Source organism: Acetobacter persici, assembly GCF_018256955.1.
Taxonomy (GTDB): Bacteria; Pseudomonadota; Alphaproteobacteria; order Acetobacterales; family Acetobacteraceae; genus Acetobacter; species Acetobacter persici.
The window spans coordinates 38,146-54,039 of sequence record NZ_JAERKU010000006.1 but is presented as its reverse complement, the minus strand read 5'-3'; the positions used below and the strand labels follow the sequence as shown (position 1 = coordinate 54,039).

The 15,894-nt window shown below is 61.2% G+C and carries 16 protein-coding genes; 9 read left to right on the top strand and 7 right to left on the bottom strand.

The window, feature by feature from the left end:
* Positions 1–10 precede the first annotated feature (10 nt).
* From JK199_RS08645 to JK199_RS08635, 3 genes are all read right to left on the bottom strand, one after another.
* Positions 11–1,333, bottom strand: a complete 1,323-nt coding sequence (locus tag JK199_RS08645) for a PQQ-binding-like beta-propeller repeat protein (RefSeq protein WP_212375411.1) — start codon at positions 1,331–1,333, stop codon at positions 11–13.
* Positions 1,334–1,444: 111 nt separating this feature from the next.
* On the bottom strand, positions 1,445–2,137 hold the full coding sequence (locus JK199_RS08640; protein WP_212354492.1) for a tetratricopeptide repeat protein: 693 nt from the start codon (positions 2,135–2,137) through the stop codon (positions 1,445–1,447).
* A gap of 124 nt (positions 2,138–2,261) precedes the next feature.
* Entirely contained in the window at positions 2,262–2,654 is a 393-nt protein-coding gene (locus tag JK199_RS08635) for a hypothetical protein (protein ID WP_086656072.1), read from the bottom strand.
* 203 nt (positions 2,655–2,857) lie between these two features.
* Between JK199_RS08635 and JK199_RS08630 the strand changes: the two genes are divergently transcribed.
* From JK199_RS08630 to hisI, 5 genes are read left to right on the top strand one after another with little or no spacing between them, the layout of a single operon-like run.
* A complete protein-coding gene (locus JK199_RS08630; protein WP_212375266.1) occupies positions 2,858–3,766 on the top strand; it encodes a glycosyltransferase family 9 protein in 909 nt (302 codons plus the stop codon).
* Positions 3,763–4,812 (top strand): glycosyltransferase, encoded by a 1,050-nt coding sequence (locus tag JK199_RS08625; RefSeq protein ID WP_212375264.1) that lies wholly within the window; start codon positions 3,763–3,765, stop codon positions 4,810–4,812. The genes JK199_RS08630 and JK199_RS08625 overlap by 4 nt, the downstream gene beginning before the upstream one ends.
* On the top strand, positions 4,812–6,584 hold the full coding sequence (gene asnB, locus JK199_RS08620; RefSeq protein WP_212375408.1) for an asparagine synthase (glutamine-hydrolyzing): 1,773 nt from the start codon (positions 4,812–4,814) through the stop codon (positions 6,582–6,584). Before JK199_RS08625 ends, asnB begins: the two co-directional genes overlap by 1 nt.
* Before the next feature lie 29 nt (positions 6,585–6,613).
* Entirely contained in the window at positions 6,614–7,501 is an 888-nt protein-coding gene (ygfZ, locus tag JK199_RS08615; RefSeq protein WP_212375262.1) for a CAF17-like 4Fe-4S cluster assembly/insertion protein YgfZ, read from the top strand.
* Positions 7,498–7,917: a phosphoribosyl-AMP cyclohydrolase gene (hisI, locus tag JK199_RS08610; RefSeq protein WP_212360545.1), complete on the top strand. Its 420-nt coding sequence runs from the start codon at positions 7,498–7,500 to the stop codon at positions 7,915–7,917. Before ygfZ ends, hisI begins: the two co-directional genes overlap by 4 nt.
* Before the next feature lie 138 nt (positions 7,918–8,055).
* Here hisI and lpxB read toward each other — a convergent pair whose 3' ends face one another.
* Positions 8,056–9,243 (bottom strand): lipid-A-disaccharide synthase, encoded by a 1,188-nt coding sequence (gene lpxB / locus JK199_RS08605; RefSeq protein ID WP_212375406.1) that lies wholly within the window; start codon positions 9,241–9,243, stop codon positions 8,056–8,058.
* 134 nt (positions 9,244–9,377) lie between these two features.
* On the opposite strand from lpxB, the gene JK199_RS08600 reads away from it, so the two are divergent.
* On the top strand, positions 9,378–10,859 hold the full coding sequence (locus JK199_RS08600; RefSeq protein ID WP_212375260.1) for a SulP family inorganic anion transporter: 1,482 nt from the start codon (positions 9,378–9,380) through the stop codon (positions 10,857–10,859).
* A 244-nt stretch (positions 10,860–11,103) separates the two neighbouring features.
* Here the strand turns inward: JK199_RS08600 and JK199_RS08595 are convergent, their stop codons facing one another.
* The gene (locus JK199_RS08595) at positions 11,104–11,721 is read right to left on the bottom strand and encodes a protein-methionine-sulfoxide reductase heme-binding subunit MsrQ (RefSeq protein WP_077931396.1); all 618 of its coding nucleotides are present in this window, start codon (positions 11,719–11,721) and stop codon (positions 11,104–11,106) included.
* A 4-nt stretch (positions 11,722–11,725) separates the two neighbouring features.
* Positions 11,726–12,679 carry a protein-methionine-sulfoxide reductase catalytic subunit MsrP gene (msrP, locus tag JK199_RS08590; protein WP_212375258.1) on the bottom strand — a complete coding sequence of 318 codons (954 nt, stop codon included), beginning with the start codon at positions 12,677–12,679 and terminating at the stop codon, positions 11,726–11,728.
* 222 nt (positions 12,680–12,901) lie between these two features.
* On the opposite strand from msrP, the gene JK199_RS08585 reads away from it, so the two are divergent.
* Positions 12,902–13,777: an NAD(P)-dependent oxidoreductase gene (locus JK199_RS08585; RefSeq protein ID WP_212375256.1), complete on the top strand. Its 876-nt coding sequence runs from the start codon at positions 12,902–12,904 to the stop codon at positions 13,775–13,777.
* Positions 13,767–14,132, top strand: coding sequence for a helix-hairpin-helix domain-containing protein (locus JK199_RS08580; protein ID WP_244985018.1), 366 nt, complete (start codon positions 13,767–13,769; stop codon positions 14,130–14,132). The genes JK199_RS08585 and JK199_RS08580 overlap by 11 nt, the downstream gene beginning before the upstream one ends.
* On the opposite strand, the gene JK199_RS08575 is transcribed toward JK199_RS08580, so the two are convergent.
* On the bottom strand, positions 14,127–14,933 hold the full coding sequence (locus JK199_RS08575) for a squalene/phytoene synthase family protein (RefSeq protein ID WP_212375254.1): 807 nt from the start codon (positions 14,931–14,933) through the stop codon (positions 14,127–14,129). The genes JK199_RS08580 and JK199_RS08575 overlap by 6 nt on opposite strands.
* 268 nt (positions 14,934–15,201) lie before the next feature.
* Here JK199_RS08575 and JK199_RS08570 point away from each other — a divergent pair, with 268 nt between their 5' ends.
* Entirely contained in the window at positions 15,202–15,810 is a 609-nt protein-coding gene (locus tag JK199_RS08570) for a superoxide dismutase (protein ID WP_212375251.1), read from the top strand.
* The last annotated feature ends 84 nt before the right edge of the window (positions 15,811–15,894 follow it).

Genomic DNA, 15,894 nt, shown 5'->3' with positions numbered 1-15,894 from the left:
CCGCCGGCGATCAGCCATAAGAACGAAGCTTTCCGTCGTTGGTGACAATCAGCATCTGCTCGTCAACAACAATAGGGGGAACAAAAGAAACCTGATCCGTGGAATCCACGGAAATAATAGCACCCGTCGTCGGGTTGACGCGCACAACGCCGTTGCCCGGCATGGTGCTGACGCACACAAGCTGGCCACCGGCCATAACCGGGCCAATCCATGTCACAATATTTTTGCTGACATCGACGCGCTCAAACCGGCGGAGCTGCGTAATCCAGCGCACATGCCCGGAAAGACGGTCGATACAGGCAAGCTGATCATCCTGAGACAGGACATAAAGCCAGTCCCCCACGCACAGCAGGCTGTTCTGGCTCCCGACTGCACGCTCCCACAGGCGGCGGCCTGTCCGGATATCCACAGCAGCCATGACCTGCGCCAAACTGACGGCATAAACCGTGCTGTCCACCACAACCGGCAGGCCTCGCACACAGGCCAGATTCAGCGTACTGGCCTGACTGCCGACGTTGCCGAGCATGTCACTCCAGACAACCTCACCACTTTCCGCGCGGAAAGCCACAAGGTCTCCCCCGCCAAACCCGGCGATGACCACACCATTCACCACCGCCGGAGCAGGCTGACCGAACACCGTGGTTTCCGCGGCCGTCGCCGTGTAGGACCAGAGCTGGCTGCCGGTTGCGGCATCCAGCGCAAACAGGCGCTCGTCAATGGTGGCAAAAAACACGCGGCCATCCGCGATAGTCGGGGCGGAGCGGCCCGGCGTCCCGAAATCGGAGCGCCATTTGATCTTGCCAGTCGCCGCGTTGACGGCCAGCGCCTGAGAAATACCGTCGATGATATAGACCGTATCCCCATCCACGCCGATGCCGCCGCCCACGTTGCTGGACTGGAGCTTCTTGGGTTTGGGGTTGATGGTCCACAAATGTGACATATGCGGCCAGCTAAATGCCCGCACCACACACCGGGCATCCATGATGAACAGACGCCCGTCATGCACCACGGGGGGAGACTGGATCAGCCCGCGGCCAAAGTCGCCCAGAGCGGCCCATGCCAGCAGGTCCGGTTCGGAAATGCCCGCCCCGATATCCTTCGTCCAGCGCGGATGCAGCCCACCCCAGCGATAGTTGCTGCCAACATGCGAGGTCACGCGGCCAACCAGCGGCCAGTCTGAAACCGAAACCGCTTCCGGCAGGGTAATGGGGGTATGGTCTTCCTTATCGACCGTCAGCCCCGCGCCGGAGGACAGCACATTGGTGCGGTGGCCCGCCAGAATGGGCTTTTCATCTTCATCAAACAGGCTGCAACCCGCCAGAACGGGCATCATGGCGGCCCCGGCCAGAAGCTTTCTGCGTGCGACGGACGGACGGCCAAAAAAGCCGGAACGTGTTTTGCCGGAGTCTGTTTTGCCAGCGTCTGTTTTATTACTCATGATGCCTCACCCTGCCGACGGATCAAGAGCCTGGGACAGCGCCTGAGCCCTGTTCCGCACGCCCGAAGGAACGTCCTGCGCCGCGGCCAGCACGGCAAATTTCTTACGGGCGTCATCCAGATGCCCTTCACGGACATCCAGCGTCGCCAGAGCTTCTGTCGCCAGACCATTCCACGGCTTGCCGCTGCCAGTCAGCAGAGACAGGCGTGAGCGCAGTGTAGCCGGGTCCCCCGCATCAAGCTGTTTCTGGCACCATAACAGCGTGGCCAGATCCCGCAGGACAGGGTCCGCACTCTGGTCCGTCTGCACGGCATCCCATGCTGCCAGAGCCGCTTTGACATCCCCATGCGCGGCCTGCACCGCGCCTTCCTGCAGGCGGGCCAGCGTTGCCACACCTTTGGGGGCGGTCGCCACCAGCTTCTGCAAGGCAGAAAGGCCAGTCTGGGCCGTTTCCGTCAGCGGCGTCTGTGTGGAGAGAGCGGGCGGAAGATGATCCGTCTCACGCAGGGCTGTCAGATAGGAGCCGGTGGCGGCAAGAGAGGCCGATTTCTGGCTGGATACATGCCATGACCACGCTCCGGCCCCGACCACCACGGCGGCGATCACCCCGATCCCGAGACCAGCATAACGGCGAGCAGTCTGACGCAGGCGTTCAGCCTTCAATTCGTCGTCAACTTCCTTGAAAACATCTTCTGCCACGTCTGGCTGGTTCCCGTTCTGACTATGATGCGTGCGTAATCGGCACTTCTGCCCTATGCACACCCATCATACAAGCCACCTGCGAGAAAGACACCCCTTAACATACGTGGCAGAAGGCCAGCTTTCAGTGAGCGCTGCCACCGAATTTTGCGCTTGCGGCTTTCAATGAGGCTGTCAGATGCACAAAATTGCCGGCAATCCGCTTCTGCACTGCGGAACTGCCTTCATGAATATGGGCAATTTTTTCCCGCGCCTCATTGCTGATGGCGGTTTCTTCCTTGTTCGCCGTGCGGGCTACACAGGTGTTATAGGCCCGGGCAGCTTTTTCATACGCTGTCACCTTGTCCACGCTGGCGTTGTAATGCTCAACGGATGACACATCGACAGACGGTGCTGCAGGCTCCGCCCCGCAGGCAGGCGCACCCCATGCTCCGGTTGCGGCCCGGGCCGTGCCGGAGTCTGCCAGACCAGCCCCGGCCAGCAGGCCACCCAAAACCAGAAAAAAACCTTTCCTCATTCTCAATTTCCCTGTTCTGCACGCCATCTCCGGCCCGAACCTTCGGGCGGCTGCTGGCATACCTGCGCGTTCACATGACACAGGCCGTGCAAATGTCCATCCCCCGCCTTCTGCACCCTGTTGTGGGCCAGAATACGGCATAAAATTTCCTTCCGTGCCGCGCACTTGGAAAAACGGGGAGAGGCCCGTATAGACTCTTTCCAATGCGCATTCTCTTCATCACGGCCACACGCCTTGGCGATGCCGTGCTCTCGACCGGCCTTCTGGCTCACCTTATCCAGATCTACCCCAATGCGCGTTTTACCATTGCCTGCGGGCCCGTGGCCGCTGGGTTATTTCAGAACCTGCCCGGACTCGAACGCGTGCTCATCATGACCAAGCGCCCGCATGACCGGCACTGGCTGGATTTGTGGAAAGCCTGCATTGGCCAGAAATGGGATCTCGCGCTTGACCTGCGCGGCTCCGCCACCACGTTTTTCCTGCGCACGCGCAAACGGATGATCATGCGCGGGGGCCGCCGCCCCGGCCTCCGGCTGAGCCATCTTGCGCAGCTTTTTCACCTCTCCCCTCCGCCGATGCCAACAGTCTGGCTTTCCGAGGCAGATAAAACCCTCGCCAGTCAGATCATTCCTGCCGGGGGCGGCCCGGTTATTGCGCTTGGCCCCACGGCCAACTGGACCGGCAAAATCTGGCCCACAGAGCGCTATCTGCCGCTGTGGGCGGACCTGTCCCGCCAGAACCCGGCGGCCCGCCCGGCCATTTTCTACGGCCCCGGTGAGCAGGAACGCGCCCTTGCGCTGCCTGTTCTGCAAGCCCTGCCGAACGCGATTGATGCCGGTGGCCAGTTCTCCCTGACGCAGGTTGCCGCCATGCTGGCCCGGTGCCGCCTGTTTATCGGGAACGATTCCGGCCTCATGCATCTGGCGGCAGCGGCGGGAACGCCGACTCTGGGGCTTTTTGGCCCCTCCCGCGCCTCGGAATATGCTCCATCAGGCCGCTGCGCCACATGGATTGCCGCCCCCGGACCGGAGGGAGAAGCCCCCATTGCCGGACTTTCCGTTGCGGCTGTCACACAGGCGGCCTCCACCCTGCTGGCGGAAACATACGCATGACCGGACACTTCCCTTCCTCCCCCCTCCGCGTTGCGCATGTTATGGCCGGAGCGCCCACCGGCGGGGCTGAACTGTTTTTTGAACGGCTCTGTATGGCGCAGGCTGCATCCGGCCTTTCCGTCCTGCCCATCATCCGCAAGGACGCAGCCCGTGCAGCCCGTATGCAGGCTGGTGGCGCCCCCGCCTGTGAACTGAATTTTGGCGGCCTGACAGACTGGCGGACGCGCCCGCAAATCCGCGCGCGCCTCAAACAGTTTGCCCCGCGCGTGACGGTTGCCTGGATGAACCGGGCGGCGCGCTTCACCCCACAGGGAGACTGGATTCTGGCCGGTCGGCTCGGCGGGTTTTATGATCTGTCCTATTATCGCCGCTGCTCACACCTGATTGGCAACACCCACGGTCTGGTGCGCTGGATGCGCGAGCAGGGCTGGCCGCAGGATCGGGTGCATTATCTGCCCAATTTTGCCACGGAACTGGCCAGCACGCCCCCCGTCCGCCCGGAAGGTCTGCCCCCCGGCGCGCCTTTTCTTCTCGCTCTGGGGCGCCTGCACACCAACAAGGCGTTTGATGTGCTGATCCGCGCCATGGCGCACCTCCCCGGCGTCTGGCTGGTTATTGCCGGGGAAGGCCCGGAACGCGCCGCACTGGAAGACCTTGCCCGCAAGGAAGGCGTGGCCGACCGCGTGCTGATGCCCGGCTGGGCCACGCAGCCCGGCGGCCTGATTCGCGCCTGCTCGGCCCTTGTCTGCCCCTCCCGGCATGAACCGCTGGGCAATGTGGTGATTGAAGGGTTTTCAGCCCGGAAGCCCGTGGTGGCCGCAGCCTCGCAAGGTCCGACGGAACTGATCCGCTCTGGAGAAAACGGCCTTCTGGCCCCGGTGGAGGATGACCGCGCCCTCGCACAGCAACTTGCCGCTGTGCTGGAAGACCCGGTGAGAGCGAGCAAGCTCGCCGCCGCAGGCCGCGCGGACTATGATCAGACGTTTGCCACAGGCCCTGTGCTCCGGGCATGGTCGGACTTCCTGTCCACAGTGGAGGCGCCCTGATGTGTGGCATTGGTGGTCTGGTTTACACACGCGGTACGCCCCCCTGCGGGCAGGACGTGCTGGACCGCATGGCCGCCGCCCTGCAACATCGTGGCCCGGATGGCGCGCATTTTGCCCGCTTTCCGCACGCGGACCTAATCCACACGCGCCTCTCGATTATTGATATTGCAGGCGGGGATCAGCCTCTTTCCGCAGGGTCGGGTACCCTGATTGCCAATGGCGAGATCTATAATGATCCGGAGATCCGCGCTGAAATCGGCCCCGACCACTTCAAAACCGGCAGCGACTGTGAATCCCCCCTGCGGCTCTGGGAACGGCATGGCGCGGACTTCCCCCGCCATCTGCGCGGCATGTATGCCATTGCGTTGTATGATAGCGCACAGGATGAGCTTCTGCTCTGCCGGGATCCGTTTGGCATAAAGCCGCTCTATTTCACGGAATTTGACGGCGGCGTTGCGTTTGCGTCCGAACCCGCCGTCCTGCTGGCCGCAGGGCTTGCGCCCCGCACGGAGTCCTCCTCCGCGCGGGATGAACTGCTGCAACTTCAGTTCACCACCGGGCGGGAGACGATTTTCAAAGGTATCTCCCGCGTCCTGCCCGGTGAGACGCTCCGCATCGTGCAGGGCCGTATTCTGGACCGCCAGCGGCTGTCCCCCCTCCCGTCCCAGCCGGACACCTGCCACATCCTGACGGAAGAGGCTGCACTGGCCCGTCTGGACGACGCACTGATGAACAGCGTGCAGGCGCATGAACGCGCGGATGTGCCTTTCGGCCTGTTCCTGTCCGGCGGGATTGACAGCGCAAGCCTGCTGACAGCCATGAGCCGCCTGCCCCGCCCTGAAAAATTACGCACATGGACAGCCGTTTTTGACGCCCGCAACGCAGCGGATGAGGCCGACGCCGCCACAGCCCTTGCCCGCGCAGCACAGACTGAACATCAGACCGTGCGCATTACCGCCGCCATGGTCTGGCAGCACCTGCCCGCCATAGCCGCATGCATGGATGATCCTGCGGCCGATTACGCCATTATCCCCACATGGTTTCTGGCGCGTGAAGCGGCCAGGGATGTCCGCGTGATCCTGTCCGGTGAAGGCGGGGATGAACTGTTTGCGGGCTACGGCCGGTATCGCTCCGCCGTGCGGCCATGGTGGAAGGGCGGACGCCGCATGTGGCGGCAGGGCATGTTTGACCGTCTGGACACGCTCCGCCACCGGCCCGCACACTGGCGCGATGGCCTTATGGCCGCTGAGATGTGCGCGGCAAACGCACCCACCCGCCTGTCCGCCGTGCAATCCGTCGATATTGCGGAATGGTTGCCCAATGACCTCCTGCTCAAGCTGGACCGGTGCCTGATGGCCCACGGGCTGGAAGGCCGCACACCCCTGCTAGACCCGGTTGTGGCAGATCTGGCCTGGCGTCTGCCCGACACCCTCCGTGTGCGGGACGATAAAGGCAAATGGCTGCTCCGCCGCTGGCTGGAACAGCACTGCCCCGCAGCCCGTCCCTTTGCCCCCAAACAGGGCTTTACCGTGCCCATCGGCACATGGATTGCGCAGGATGGAGCGCGGCTGGGGCAGCTTGTCGCACAACAGGACTGCATTCAGGAAATTGCCAGACCCGAGCGGGTACGGGCACTCTTTCAGGCAGCAGCAGGCCGCAAAACCGGCCCCGCCGCATGGACGTTACTGTTCTATGCCCTGTGGCACCGCACACATATCCACGGGCTTGCTCCGGCAGGAGATGTTTTTGAAACACTCAGCCGGCCGTTATAAAGTCTGCCTCATCATCGGGAGCACCTGTCATGCCCACCTCTTCTCATAGTGCCCTGCTGGAAAACCGGACCGTTCTGAAACTCTCCGGCGCGGACCGGGTCAAATTCCTGCAAGGGCTCGTGACGGCCGACGTCGCGGCGCTTGAGCCGGGGCAGGCCACATGGTCCGCCTGCCTGACACCGCAAGGCCGCTGGCAGGCAGATTTCTTTCTGGTGTCAGATCCGGATGATACCTGCCTGTTGCTGGACTGCGCCAGTGAGCAGGCGGACACCCTGTGCAAACAGCTCCTGCGCTTTCGTCTGCGGGCCGATGTTCAGATGGAGCCCACCGGCATGCGCGTTATGGTCGCATGGGGGAACGCGCCAGATGCAGCCCTGCTGGAAAACAGCATCAGCTTTGCGGACCCGCGCCTGCCCGCCGCCGGGTGGCGTCTGCTGGATGTGCCGGAGCCCACACAGCCAACCGATACCCCTCAGGACTACAATCTGCACCGGCTGATTCTGGGCCTGCCCGACGGGGTGCAGGATTGTGAAGTGGGCCGCACACTGGCCGCCGAGGCCAATATGGACCTGCTGGGCGGCGTCTCATGGAGCAAAGGCTGCTATATGGGGCAGGAAGTAACGGCCCGCATGCATTACCGCACGCTGGTCAAAAAACGCATGGTGCCGGTTGCCAGCACCGGCCCGATGCCCGCCCCCGGCACACCCGTTCTGGCCGGAGGTGTGGAGGTGGGCACGCTGTGCTCCTCACAGGATCATGTCGGGCTTGCTTTGCTCAAAACCAGTGCTGTGACACAAAAGCTGGATTGTGGCGGGCATACTCTTGTGCCCCGCCCGCCCGTCTGGCTTGCTGAGGCCCTTGTGCCGCCCCAGCCGCCTGCATCCACCCCAAACCCGGATTCGTCTTCTTCCTCATGACCTATCAGCCCCTTGCCCCCTCCGCTCTTTCCGCCATGCTGGACACCGTTAAATTCGATGCCTCCGGCCTGATTGCCGCCATTGCCCAGCAGCATGACACCGGCGAAGTGCTGATGATCGCCTGGATGACGCGTGAAGCCCTTCAGGAAACCCTGGAGACAGGCCGCGTCTGCTATTTCTCCCGCAGCCGTAAAAAGCTCTGGCGCAAAGGGGAAACATCCGGACAAATCCAGTATCTGACTGAAGCCCGTCTGGATTGCGATGCAGATGCCGTGCTGCTTCTGGTCAACCAGATTGGCGTTGCCTGCCACACAGGCCGCCGCAGCTGTTTCTATCGCGCCTTCAGGCCGGAAGGGCTGGTAGAACTGATGAAGCCGGAAATCGACCCGAACGCGCTTTACGGTAAAAAGGCTTAACAGGAATATTGGACAGAGGCTGCTCAACAGGCGGCCTCTGGCTACCAGCTACTCAGTAAGCCTAAATGGCAAAAAGCCTCAAAATTTTCAGGAAAAACATTTCCGACACCCGGAATCAGTCTGAACTCTTCAGGGCTTTTATGGCCCCTGTTCCTTTTGAGACCGCTCCGCAAGCAACTGAAGTACAGCGTCTGCCGCGGCTTCGGCTGGCAGCGTGCCCCCCGGCCCCTGCAAACCCTGCAACACGGTTTTAAAGGCTTCCTTCTGCGCGTGGGCCATCTCAGGGTCTTCAAACAATGCCCGCACGGCGCGTGCCAGCACGGAGGGACGACACTGTTCCTGCAACAGTTCCGGCACCACGGCCCGGCCCGCCAGCAGATTGACCATTGCCACATACGGCACACGGATCAGCCGCCGCGCCATAAAGGCCGTCAGGAGGTTAACCCGATAGGTCACCGCCATGGGCACCCCGGCCAGCGCAAGCTCCAGCGTAGATGTGCCAGACTTTGTCAGCGCGGCCCCGGCTGCGGCAAATGCATCATGTTTGTCCTGCACATCCGTCACAATCACCGGACGCACCGGCCAGCGGGCTGTCTCGCGCGCCACGGTCGCCGCGACAACAGGGGAGACTGGAATAACGGGCACCACATCCGGCATCTCCTGCCGCAACAGGGCCAGCATTTTTCCAAACACCGGCAACAGGCGCGGCGCTTCGGAGCGTCGGCTACCGGGCATCAGAATCAGGACGTGCGCGCCCTCTTTCACCCCATGCTTGCGGTAGAAGCGCGCGGCATCGCCAGTCTCGGCTCCTGATTGCATTACAGGATGGCCGACAAACTTTGTCAGCAATCCATGCTTGCTAAAAAACTCTTCTTCAAACGGCAGAAGGCACAAAAGCTCTTCCCACAGGCCCGGGAATTCCTTCACTCGTTTCTGCCGCCACGCCCAGACCTGTGGGGCCACGTAATGCACACGGGGAATGCCCAGCCCCCGAATGCGACGCAGCACGCGCAGGGCAAAACCGGGGCTGTCAATTGTCACCACAAGGTCCGGCCTGCGGGCTTCAATATCCTGTACAGCCTCATTCAGCCGGGCTGAGAGCGCGCGCAGGCGCGGCAGCACTTCCACCAGCCCCATTACGGCCAGATCCCGCATAGGGAACAGGCTGCGCAGCCCCTGCTCCTCCATGCGCACACCGCCCACACCGGCAAAGCGGATGGCCCGGTTACGCGCACGCAGCGCCTGCATCAGGCGGGCGCCCAGCACGTCACCGCTCGCCTCACCAGCCAGAATCCAGATCAGGGGAGCAGAAGCGGGAGAAGGAATATGCGCATCCATAAACCACGCATACCGACGCACCCGGCGCAGCACAATCTCAGAAAAACCTTTCCGATCCGGGTGTCTCCATCTTATGCCCTACAGCATCAGACAAAATATCGGACACAGCAGAAAGAGGTCTCGTGACTGTTAGCCAATATCTCAGAGAATGGACGGACGATCCGGTCAAAAATCTTCTGGCGGGCATGGTTGGAACTTTTGCCCTCATCCCGGAAGTCATTGCCTTTTCCTACGCGGCGGGTGTGGCTCCCGCAGTGGGGCTGTTTGCCTCTTTTGTTATCAGCATCGCCATTGCCATTACGGGCGGCAGACCGGGAATGATTTCCGGCGCAGCCGGGTCTGTTGCTCTGGTCGCGGCGGACCTCGTGCATGGGCATGGGTTTGAGTATCTGCTGCTTGCCACCCTTCTGGCCGGGGCCTTTCAGATCGGGTTTGGCCTGCTCAGACTGCAAAGCATGATGCGCTTTGTCTCGCGGGAGGTGGAGACAGGGTTTGTCAACGCGCTCGGTCTGCTGATTTTTTCCGCGCAGATTCCGCAGATGCTGCATGTCACATGGCACACCTACGCGCTCATTGCTCTGGGGCTGGCCATTGTCTATCTGCTGCCCCGCCTGACAACCGCCATCCCCTCCCCTCTGATCTGTATTCTGGTGCTGACGGGCCTGACCATGGCCGTGCCCATGCCTGTCCATGTGGTGTCTGATCTGGGGGCACTGCCCACCGGCCTGCCGTCCTTCACGCTGCCGCATGTGCCGCTAACGCTGGACACATTTAAAATCGTGCTGCCCTACGCCTTTGCCATGGCCATGGTCGGGCTGCTGGAATCCCTCATGACCGCCACGGTGGTGGATGAAATGACGGACACCCACAGCAACAAACGCATGGAATGCACGGGCCTTGGCCTCTCCAACATTTTTGTCGGCCTGTTTGGCGGCATGGCTGGCTGCGGGATGATCGGCCAGACGGTTGGCAACCTGCGTTACGGGGGGCGCGGTCGGCTTTCCACCTTTACCGCCGGGGCGTTCCTGCTGCTGCTTCTGGTAGCCTTTCATGGTTTTGTGGCCCGCGTGCCTGTCGCGGCTCTGGTGGCCATCATGATCATGGTGTCTGTCAGCACGTTTTCATGGTCTTCCCTGCGGGACCTTGTGCGCCACCCGCGCCTGTCTTCCACCGTCATGCTGGTCACGGTTCTAGTAGTGGTACTCACGCATGATCTGGCGGCGGGGGTTGCCTGCGGCGTGCTGCTGAGCGGCCTGTTCTTCTCCTTTCAAGTCATGACACTTCTGAAAATTACTGACACTCTCAGCCCGGACGGCATAACCCGCACCTATCACATTCACGGGCAGATCTTTTTTGCCTCCGCCAGCCTCCTGTCTGACGCCGTTGATTTTCAGGACACGGCCACACACATCGTGCTGGACCTGAAAGACGCCCGTCTGTGGGACATCAGCGCTGCCGACACGCTGGAAAAAATCGTCTCACGCCTGCAGGGGCGCGGCAAAACCGTGCAGATCCTCAACCCGGATGCCCGGGCCGCTCAGCTTCTCAACGCGCTGGGGCATGACACACTTCTGGCAGAGACACAGATCTCTCCCTCTGCTTAATGAGGCTTACAGAATAGTCGCACAAAAAACCCCGCCAAATTTCCCGTCTGGCGGGGTTTTTTTATCAGAATTTTTCATCCGGCTTTTAAGACCAGCAAGTCCACAATCAGGTATTTTCCCAAAGACGGACGCACATAAACAGAGCGGATTGAGTGCCCCCTTTTGTCAAGCAGCCATGCCGGAGAGAACGGGAGAACAAACCGCCTCAGGGCTGTCACCAGCGTGGCGTGTGTGACTTCTATAATCAGGCAACGCGCTTTGTCTGTTTTGGCACCAGCCGCAAGGCCAGCAGACCAGCCGCGAGTGCGGCATAAATAAATGGCTCCACATGCCAGGTTTTAAAGGCGATGGTGTAATGCACAGAGGCCAGTATCATGGCCACATACACCAGCTTATGCAGCTTTGCCCAACGCCGCCCCAGAGCCATAATCGCCCTGCGGGTAGATGTCAGAGCCAACACGAGCAGAATCAGAAATGTCAGAAGCCCGAACGTCAGGAACGGCCGGGAAGTAAAATCCTTCCACAGGACATGCGTATCAAAATGCCTTGCCACACCAGCATAAAACACGACATGCAACGCCGCATAGGTAAACGCCAGCAAACCAAGCGGCCTGCGATAGACCATGAAATCCAGCCTGGCAAAACGCCTTAACGGGCTGACTGCCAGTGAGATCAGCAAAAACCGGAACGCCCACCGCCCGAATTCATGCAAACAGGCCGAAACCGGATTAGGCCCCAGCATGTTTGCCATGCCCTGTGCCAGCACCAGCACAGCGGGAAGCAGGCCAAACAGATAAAGAAAAATCTGCCGCGTTAACGGCGAAAAACGGGAACGCCGCCGCCCTGAGGGTGCTGGAGCCATCTGCCTAAAAATCCTTCCTCAGATCCATACCGCGATACAAACCGGCAACCTGTTCCGCATAGCCGTTAAACAGCCGCGTGGGTCTGCGCGCTGTCCGGAACAGACTGCCCTCGCCAATAATCTGCTCGCTCGACTGGCTCCAGCGCGGATGGTCCACATCCGGATTAACATTGGCGTAAAACCCGTATTCTTCCGGCGCCATCCTGTTCCAGCTTGTGGGGGGTTGCTGATCTGTCACGGTAATACGCGTGATGGATTTGATGCCCTTAAACCCATATTTCCACGGCACAACCAGCCGGATGGGCGCACCATTCTGGGCAGGAAGCGCCTCTCCATACACCCCTGTTGCCAGCAGGGTGAGCGGATGCATGGCCTCATCCAGCCTCAGCCCTTCCACATACGGCCAGCTCAGTGAAAATAAACCGCCCCTCTGCCCCGGCATTTCAGAAGGCCGGACAACTGACGTAAACGCAACATAGCGCGCCCCCGCTTTAACGCCTGCAGCCCGCAGAAGCGCCCCCAGTTCAAACCCCTGCCACGGGATCACCATGGACCACGCCTCAACGCACCGCATCCGATACAGCCGGTCCTCATGCCCAAAGCGCGCGCCCAGCGCATCCAGATCCCAGGTTTGCGGGTTGTCAACCAGCCCGTCCACCTGCACCTGCCATGGGCGAGGGTGAAACCCGCCGGACAGTTCTGCCGGGTCACTCTTCTCCATCCCGAATTCATAAAAATTATTATAATGTGTGACATCATCGCGAGGTGTCGGCGTTTCAGCCGCTGGCCAGCCGCGTGCAGACTCCGTAACAGGCGCATCAGCATGTGCCATACCGGGCCTGAGGCCACCGGCCAGAACACCCCCGACAGCCGTGCCCAGCAAAGCCCGACGTGAAAAAAACAGCCGACGCGGCGTAATATCCGAGGAAGCCGGGCGAGGATAGCGATACACAGCCATAAGGAAGCCCCTTCCTTTTTTACAGAACTCTAACCAGTGCGTTCAGTGAAAACGAAAGTCTGGCGAATGTATATGGAAAAAAGCGTCATGAAACTTTGGTAGCCGTCCGCACCGCCCGGCCTTACTCCGCATTTCGTGTAATAGCGCTATGCAGGAAACCACATGAGCCGCCCGGCCGTTTCTGCCATACTCCGCGCACACACAAGAACAGGGACTTGCAGAATGACGACGCAGCAGACCATTGGGTTTATTGGCTTTGGCGCCATGGCCAGCCGGATGGGGGACAACCTGAAAAAAGCCGGATACGCTCTGGTTGCCTATACCCCCTCCGGCAAGGGAGGCGATGGCACCACACCATTCCTCCCCACCCCTGCCGATGTCGCGCGCAAAGCGGATATCATCCTTGTCTGCGTGCCGGATGATGAAGCACTGACCGCCGCGATGTATGGAGAACACGGCGCACTGGCAGGTGCCCACGCAAACCAGTTGCTGCTCAACACCAGCTCTGTCTCCCCGGAAGCGACGGATGCACTCCAGAAAGCCGGGCAGGACAAACAGGTCTGTGTGATTGACTGCCCCGTCTCCGGCAGCACGCCGGAAGCTGAAGCCGCCGCTCTGGTTGTGCTGGCCGGGGGGAACGACGCCCTGCTGGAACGCGCCCGCCCCGTGTTTGACTGCATTGGCAAGACAACCATCCACGCCGGGCCGTCTGGCAGCGGCGCACGGCTGAAACTGGTGATTAACGGGATTATGGGGGCTGGCCTTGCGGCCGTAGCGGAAACCATTGCCTACGGTCTGGCGGCCGGGCTGGACCGTTCGATGCTGTTTGATGCGCTGGGAGAAGTCGCTGTCATCTCCCCCCACCACAAACGTAAAATCCGGGCCGCTAAGGAGGGAGACTTCACGCCGCAGTTCCCCACCCGCCTGATGCAGAAGGACATGCGCCTGCTGCTGGATGCCGCCGCCCGTCAGGCTGTGCCCATGCCAACCATGGCCGCCACAACGCAGCAACTCTCCCTCACCCGCCGCGCTGCCGCGAATGAGGACTATTCTGCCCTGATCGGGGTGATGGAACATATCGTCGCGAATGATGCCTGAAGACCCACCGCAGCAAGGCGGGACTGGTCAGCAACGCGCGGCCGGGAAACCGGCTGTGCCGGATGGCCACGGGGGCCTCGTCAGCCTGCGCAACATTGGCAAGGCCGCACTTGCGGATTTTGCCGTGCTGGAAATCCAGACAATCGGGCAGCTTGCCGGGCAGGACGCGGACCACCTTTATCTGACGCTCTGTCAGAAAACCCGGCAGCGACATGACCCCTGCGTGCATGATGTCTTTGCCGCGGCCATTCATCAGGCCCGCACGGGAGAAGCCAGAAACTGGTGGAGCTTTACGCCACAGCGCAAAGCACGCCAGCAGGACGGCAGCTTTCCTGTTTATAGCCCCGGTTTATAACGCTGGCTCACCGGACTTCTGAAACATGCGGGCCGCCTTCCAGCCTGCCCGCATCACGGCCAGACGGTCCCCCAGCCCGCGCGGTTGCCCGGCCTGCGCGCTGGTCCGTGCCAGATCCCGGGCAGCCAGCACAGCGGACAGAGCGGCAAGCCTCCCGGCGGCGGGAAGTGTTTCCGCGTCACAGCTTTGCAGAAACGCCTCACCCTCCTGCCGCAGGGCCGCCGTCTCTCCGGGGAATAAATACCGCCCGCTCTGCTGGATATGCGGCCAGTGCCGCAGCATGGCACCTGCACAGTAGGCCGCGCCGCTGGCTTCCAGCCGCGTCAGTACAGCCTCATCCCGCACACCAAGCGCCTCACCCACCGCCCGTTGCACACAGCCTGCGCCGTCCCGCATCATCTGCCGCCATGGGCTGACTTCCGGCTCAGGGTTAAGTTCTGCCTCCCGTGCGCTGAGAACCCGCAGCAGCGTCTCCCGATGAAAAACACCACGCGCCAGCGCGGACAAAATCGCCGGAGCCAGTGCGTGGTCCGGAGCACGCTCCCCCTCCAGCACATCCCGCCACCACTGGAGGCGGATCAGCCCTGCCATAGGCCCGGCTATTGCCGCAGACCGCGCCGGGGCCAGTGCACGGGTGAGTTCTGTATGGAACGCAAGCAACACCGTCACATCCGCCCGGACGGAAGCAGGCAAAAACCCCGCACACAAAGCGCGATCCGGGTCCGCCTGACGCACGGCCTCCTCCAGCCCCTCCGTTCTGGAAGGCCCTGCCGACTGCTCACCCCGCACTTCTCTCTTCACGCACTCTCCCCCTGCATCTTCTCTGCCGTCATTTTATCTGCTGCCACCGGGCCTGATGGAAAAATCAGCCACGCCTGATCAGGCCTCAAGGGATCTTTTTCCGGCAGAAGACGTTAATCAAAAAGACACCGCATGCAGGGACAAGAGTGTGTGACCGGCCCGCAGAAAAGCACGATTGTCACACCGCCCTCCCTTGACGCATGTGCCGGAGCCTCATAGCTCTGGATTATGGCGCATATCCGCGCGCTTTTTTCTTATGGAGTATGTCATGGCTTTTGAACTGCCAGCCCTTCCCTATTCCTACAACGCTCTTGCCGCACGCGGCATGTGCCAGGAAACGCTTGAACTGCATCATGACAAACACCATCAGGCCTATGTTACGGCGCTGAACAACTTTGTCGAAGCCAACCCGGCGCTGCAGGGCAAATCCCTCGACGAAATTATTCTGGCCGTTAAAGGTGACAGCGCTCAGGCTCCTGTTTCCAACAATGCAGGGCAGCACTGGAACCATATCCTCTTCTGGCAGAACCTCTCCGCCAACGGTGGCGCCATTCCGGATAAGCTGGCCGCAAAAATCAACGGTGACTTTGGCAGCGTTGATGCCTTCAAGGACGAATTCAAGAAGGCCGCCACCACGCAGTTCGGCTCCGGCTGGGCATGGCTGGTTCTGGGTCAGGACGGCAAGCTGGCTGTGACCAAAACCGCCAACGGCTCCAACCCGCTGGCTGAAGGTCAGGGCAAGGTGCTGCTGGGTCTGGATGTGTGGGAACACGCTTATTATCTGGACTTCCGCAACCGCCGCCCGGACTACATCACCAACTATCTGGACAAGCTGGCAAACTACGAATTTGCTGAAGCTCAGCTCAACGCTGCCTGAGTTTCTTTCAAGCTTGGTCCGCAAAGAACGCCTCCCTCACCGGAGGCGTTTTTTTTGCCTGATTGCCTGCAAAAAATACCAGCC

What these genes read in the sequence shown, in the direction of transcription:
- msrP (WP_212375258.1), bottom strand. Translation starts at nt 12,679, where the DNA reads ATGGCTGTGTATCGCTATCCTCGCCCGGCTTCCTCGGATATTACGCCG.
- JK199_RS08645 (WP_212375411.1), bottom strand. Translation starts at nt 1,333, where the DNA reads ATGATGCCCGTTCTGGCGGGTTGCAGCCTGTTTGATGAAGATGAAAAG.
- hisI (WP_212360545.1), top strand. Translation starts at nt 7,498, where the DNA reads ATGACCTATCAGCCCCTTGCCCCCTCCGCTCTTTCCGCCATGCTGGAC.
- JK199_RS08585 (WP_212375256.1), top strand. Translation starts at nt 12,902, where the DNA reads ATGACGACGCAGCAGACCATTGGGTTTATTGGCTTTGGCGCCATGGCC.
- JK199_RS08630 (WP_212375266.1), top strand. Translation starts at nt 2,858, where the DNA reads ATGCGCATTCTCTTCATCACGGCCACACGCCTTGGCGATGCCGTGCTC.
- JK199_RS08595 (WP_077931396.1), bottom strand. Translation starts at nt 11,721, where the DNA reads ATGGCTCCAGCACCCTCAGGGCGGCGGCGTTCCCGTTTTTCGCCGTTA.
- JK199_RS08580 (WP_244985018.1), top strand. Translation starts at nt 13,767, where the DNA reads ATGATGCCTGAAGACCCACCGCAGCAAGGCGGGACTGGTCAGCAACGC.
- JK199_RS08635 (WP_086656072.1), bottom strand. Translation starts at nt 2,654, where the DNA reads ATGAGGAAAGGTTTTTTTCTGGTTTTGGGTGGCCTGCTGGCCGGGGCT.
- ygfZ (WP_212375262.1), top strand. Translation starts at nt 6,614, where the DNA reads ATGCCCACCTCTTCTCATAGTGCCCTGCTGGAAAACCGGACCGTTCTG.
- JK199_RS08570 (WP_212375251.1), top strand. Translation starts at nt 15,202, where the DNA reads ATGGCTTTTGAACTGCCAGCCCTTCCCTATTCCTACAACGCTCTTGCC.
- asnB (WP_212375408.1), top strand. Translation starts at nt 4,812, where the DNA reads ATGTGTGGCATTGGTGGTCTGGTTTACACACGCGGTACGCCCCCCTGC.
- JK199_RS08625 (WP_212375264.1), top strand. Translation starts at nt 3,763, where the DNA reads ATGACCGGACACTTCCCTTCCTCCCCCCTCCGCGTTGCGCATGTTATG.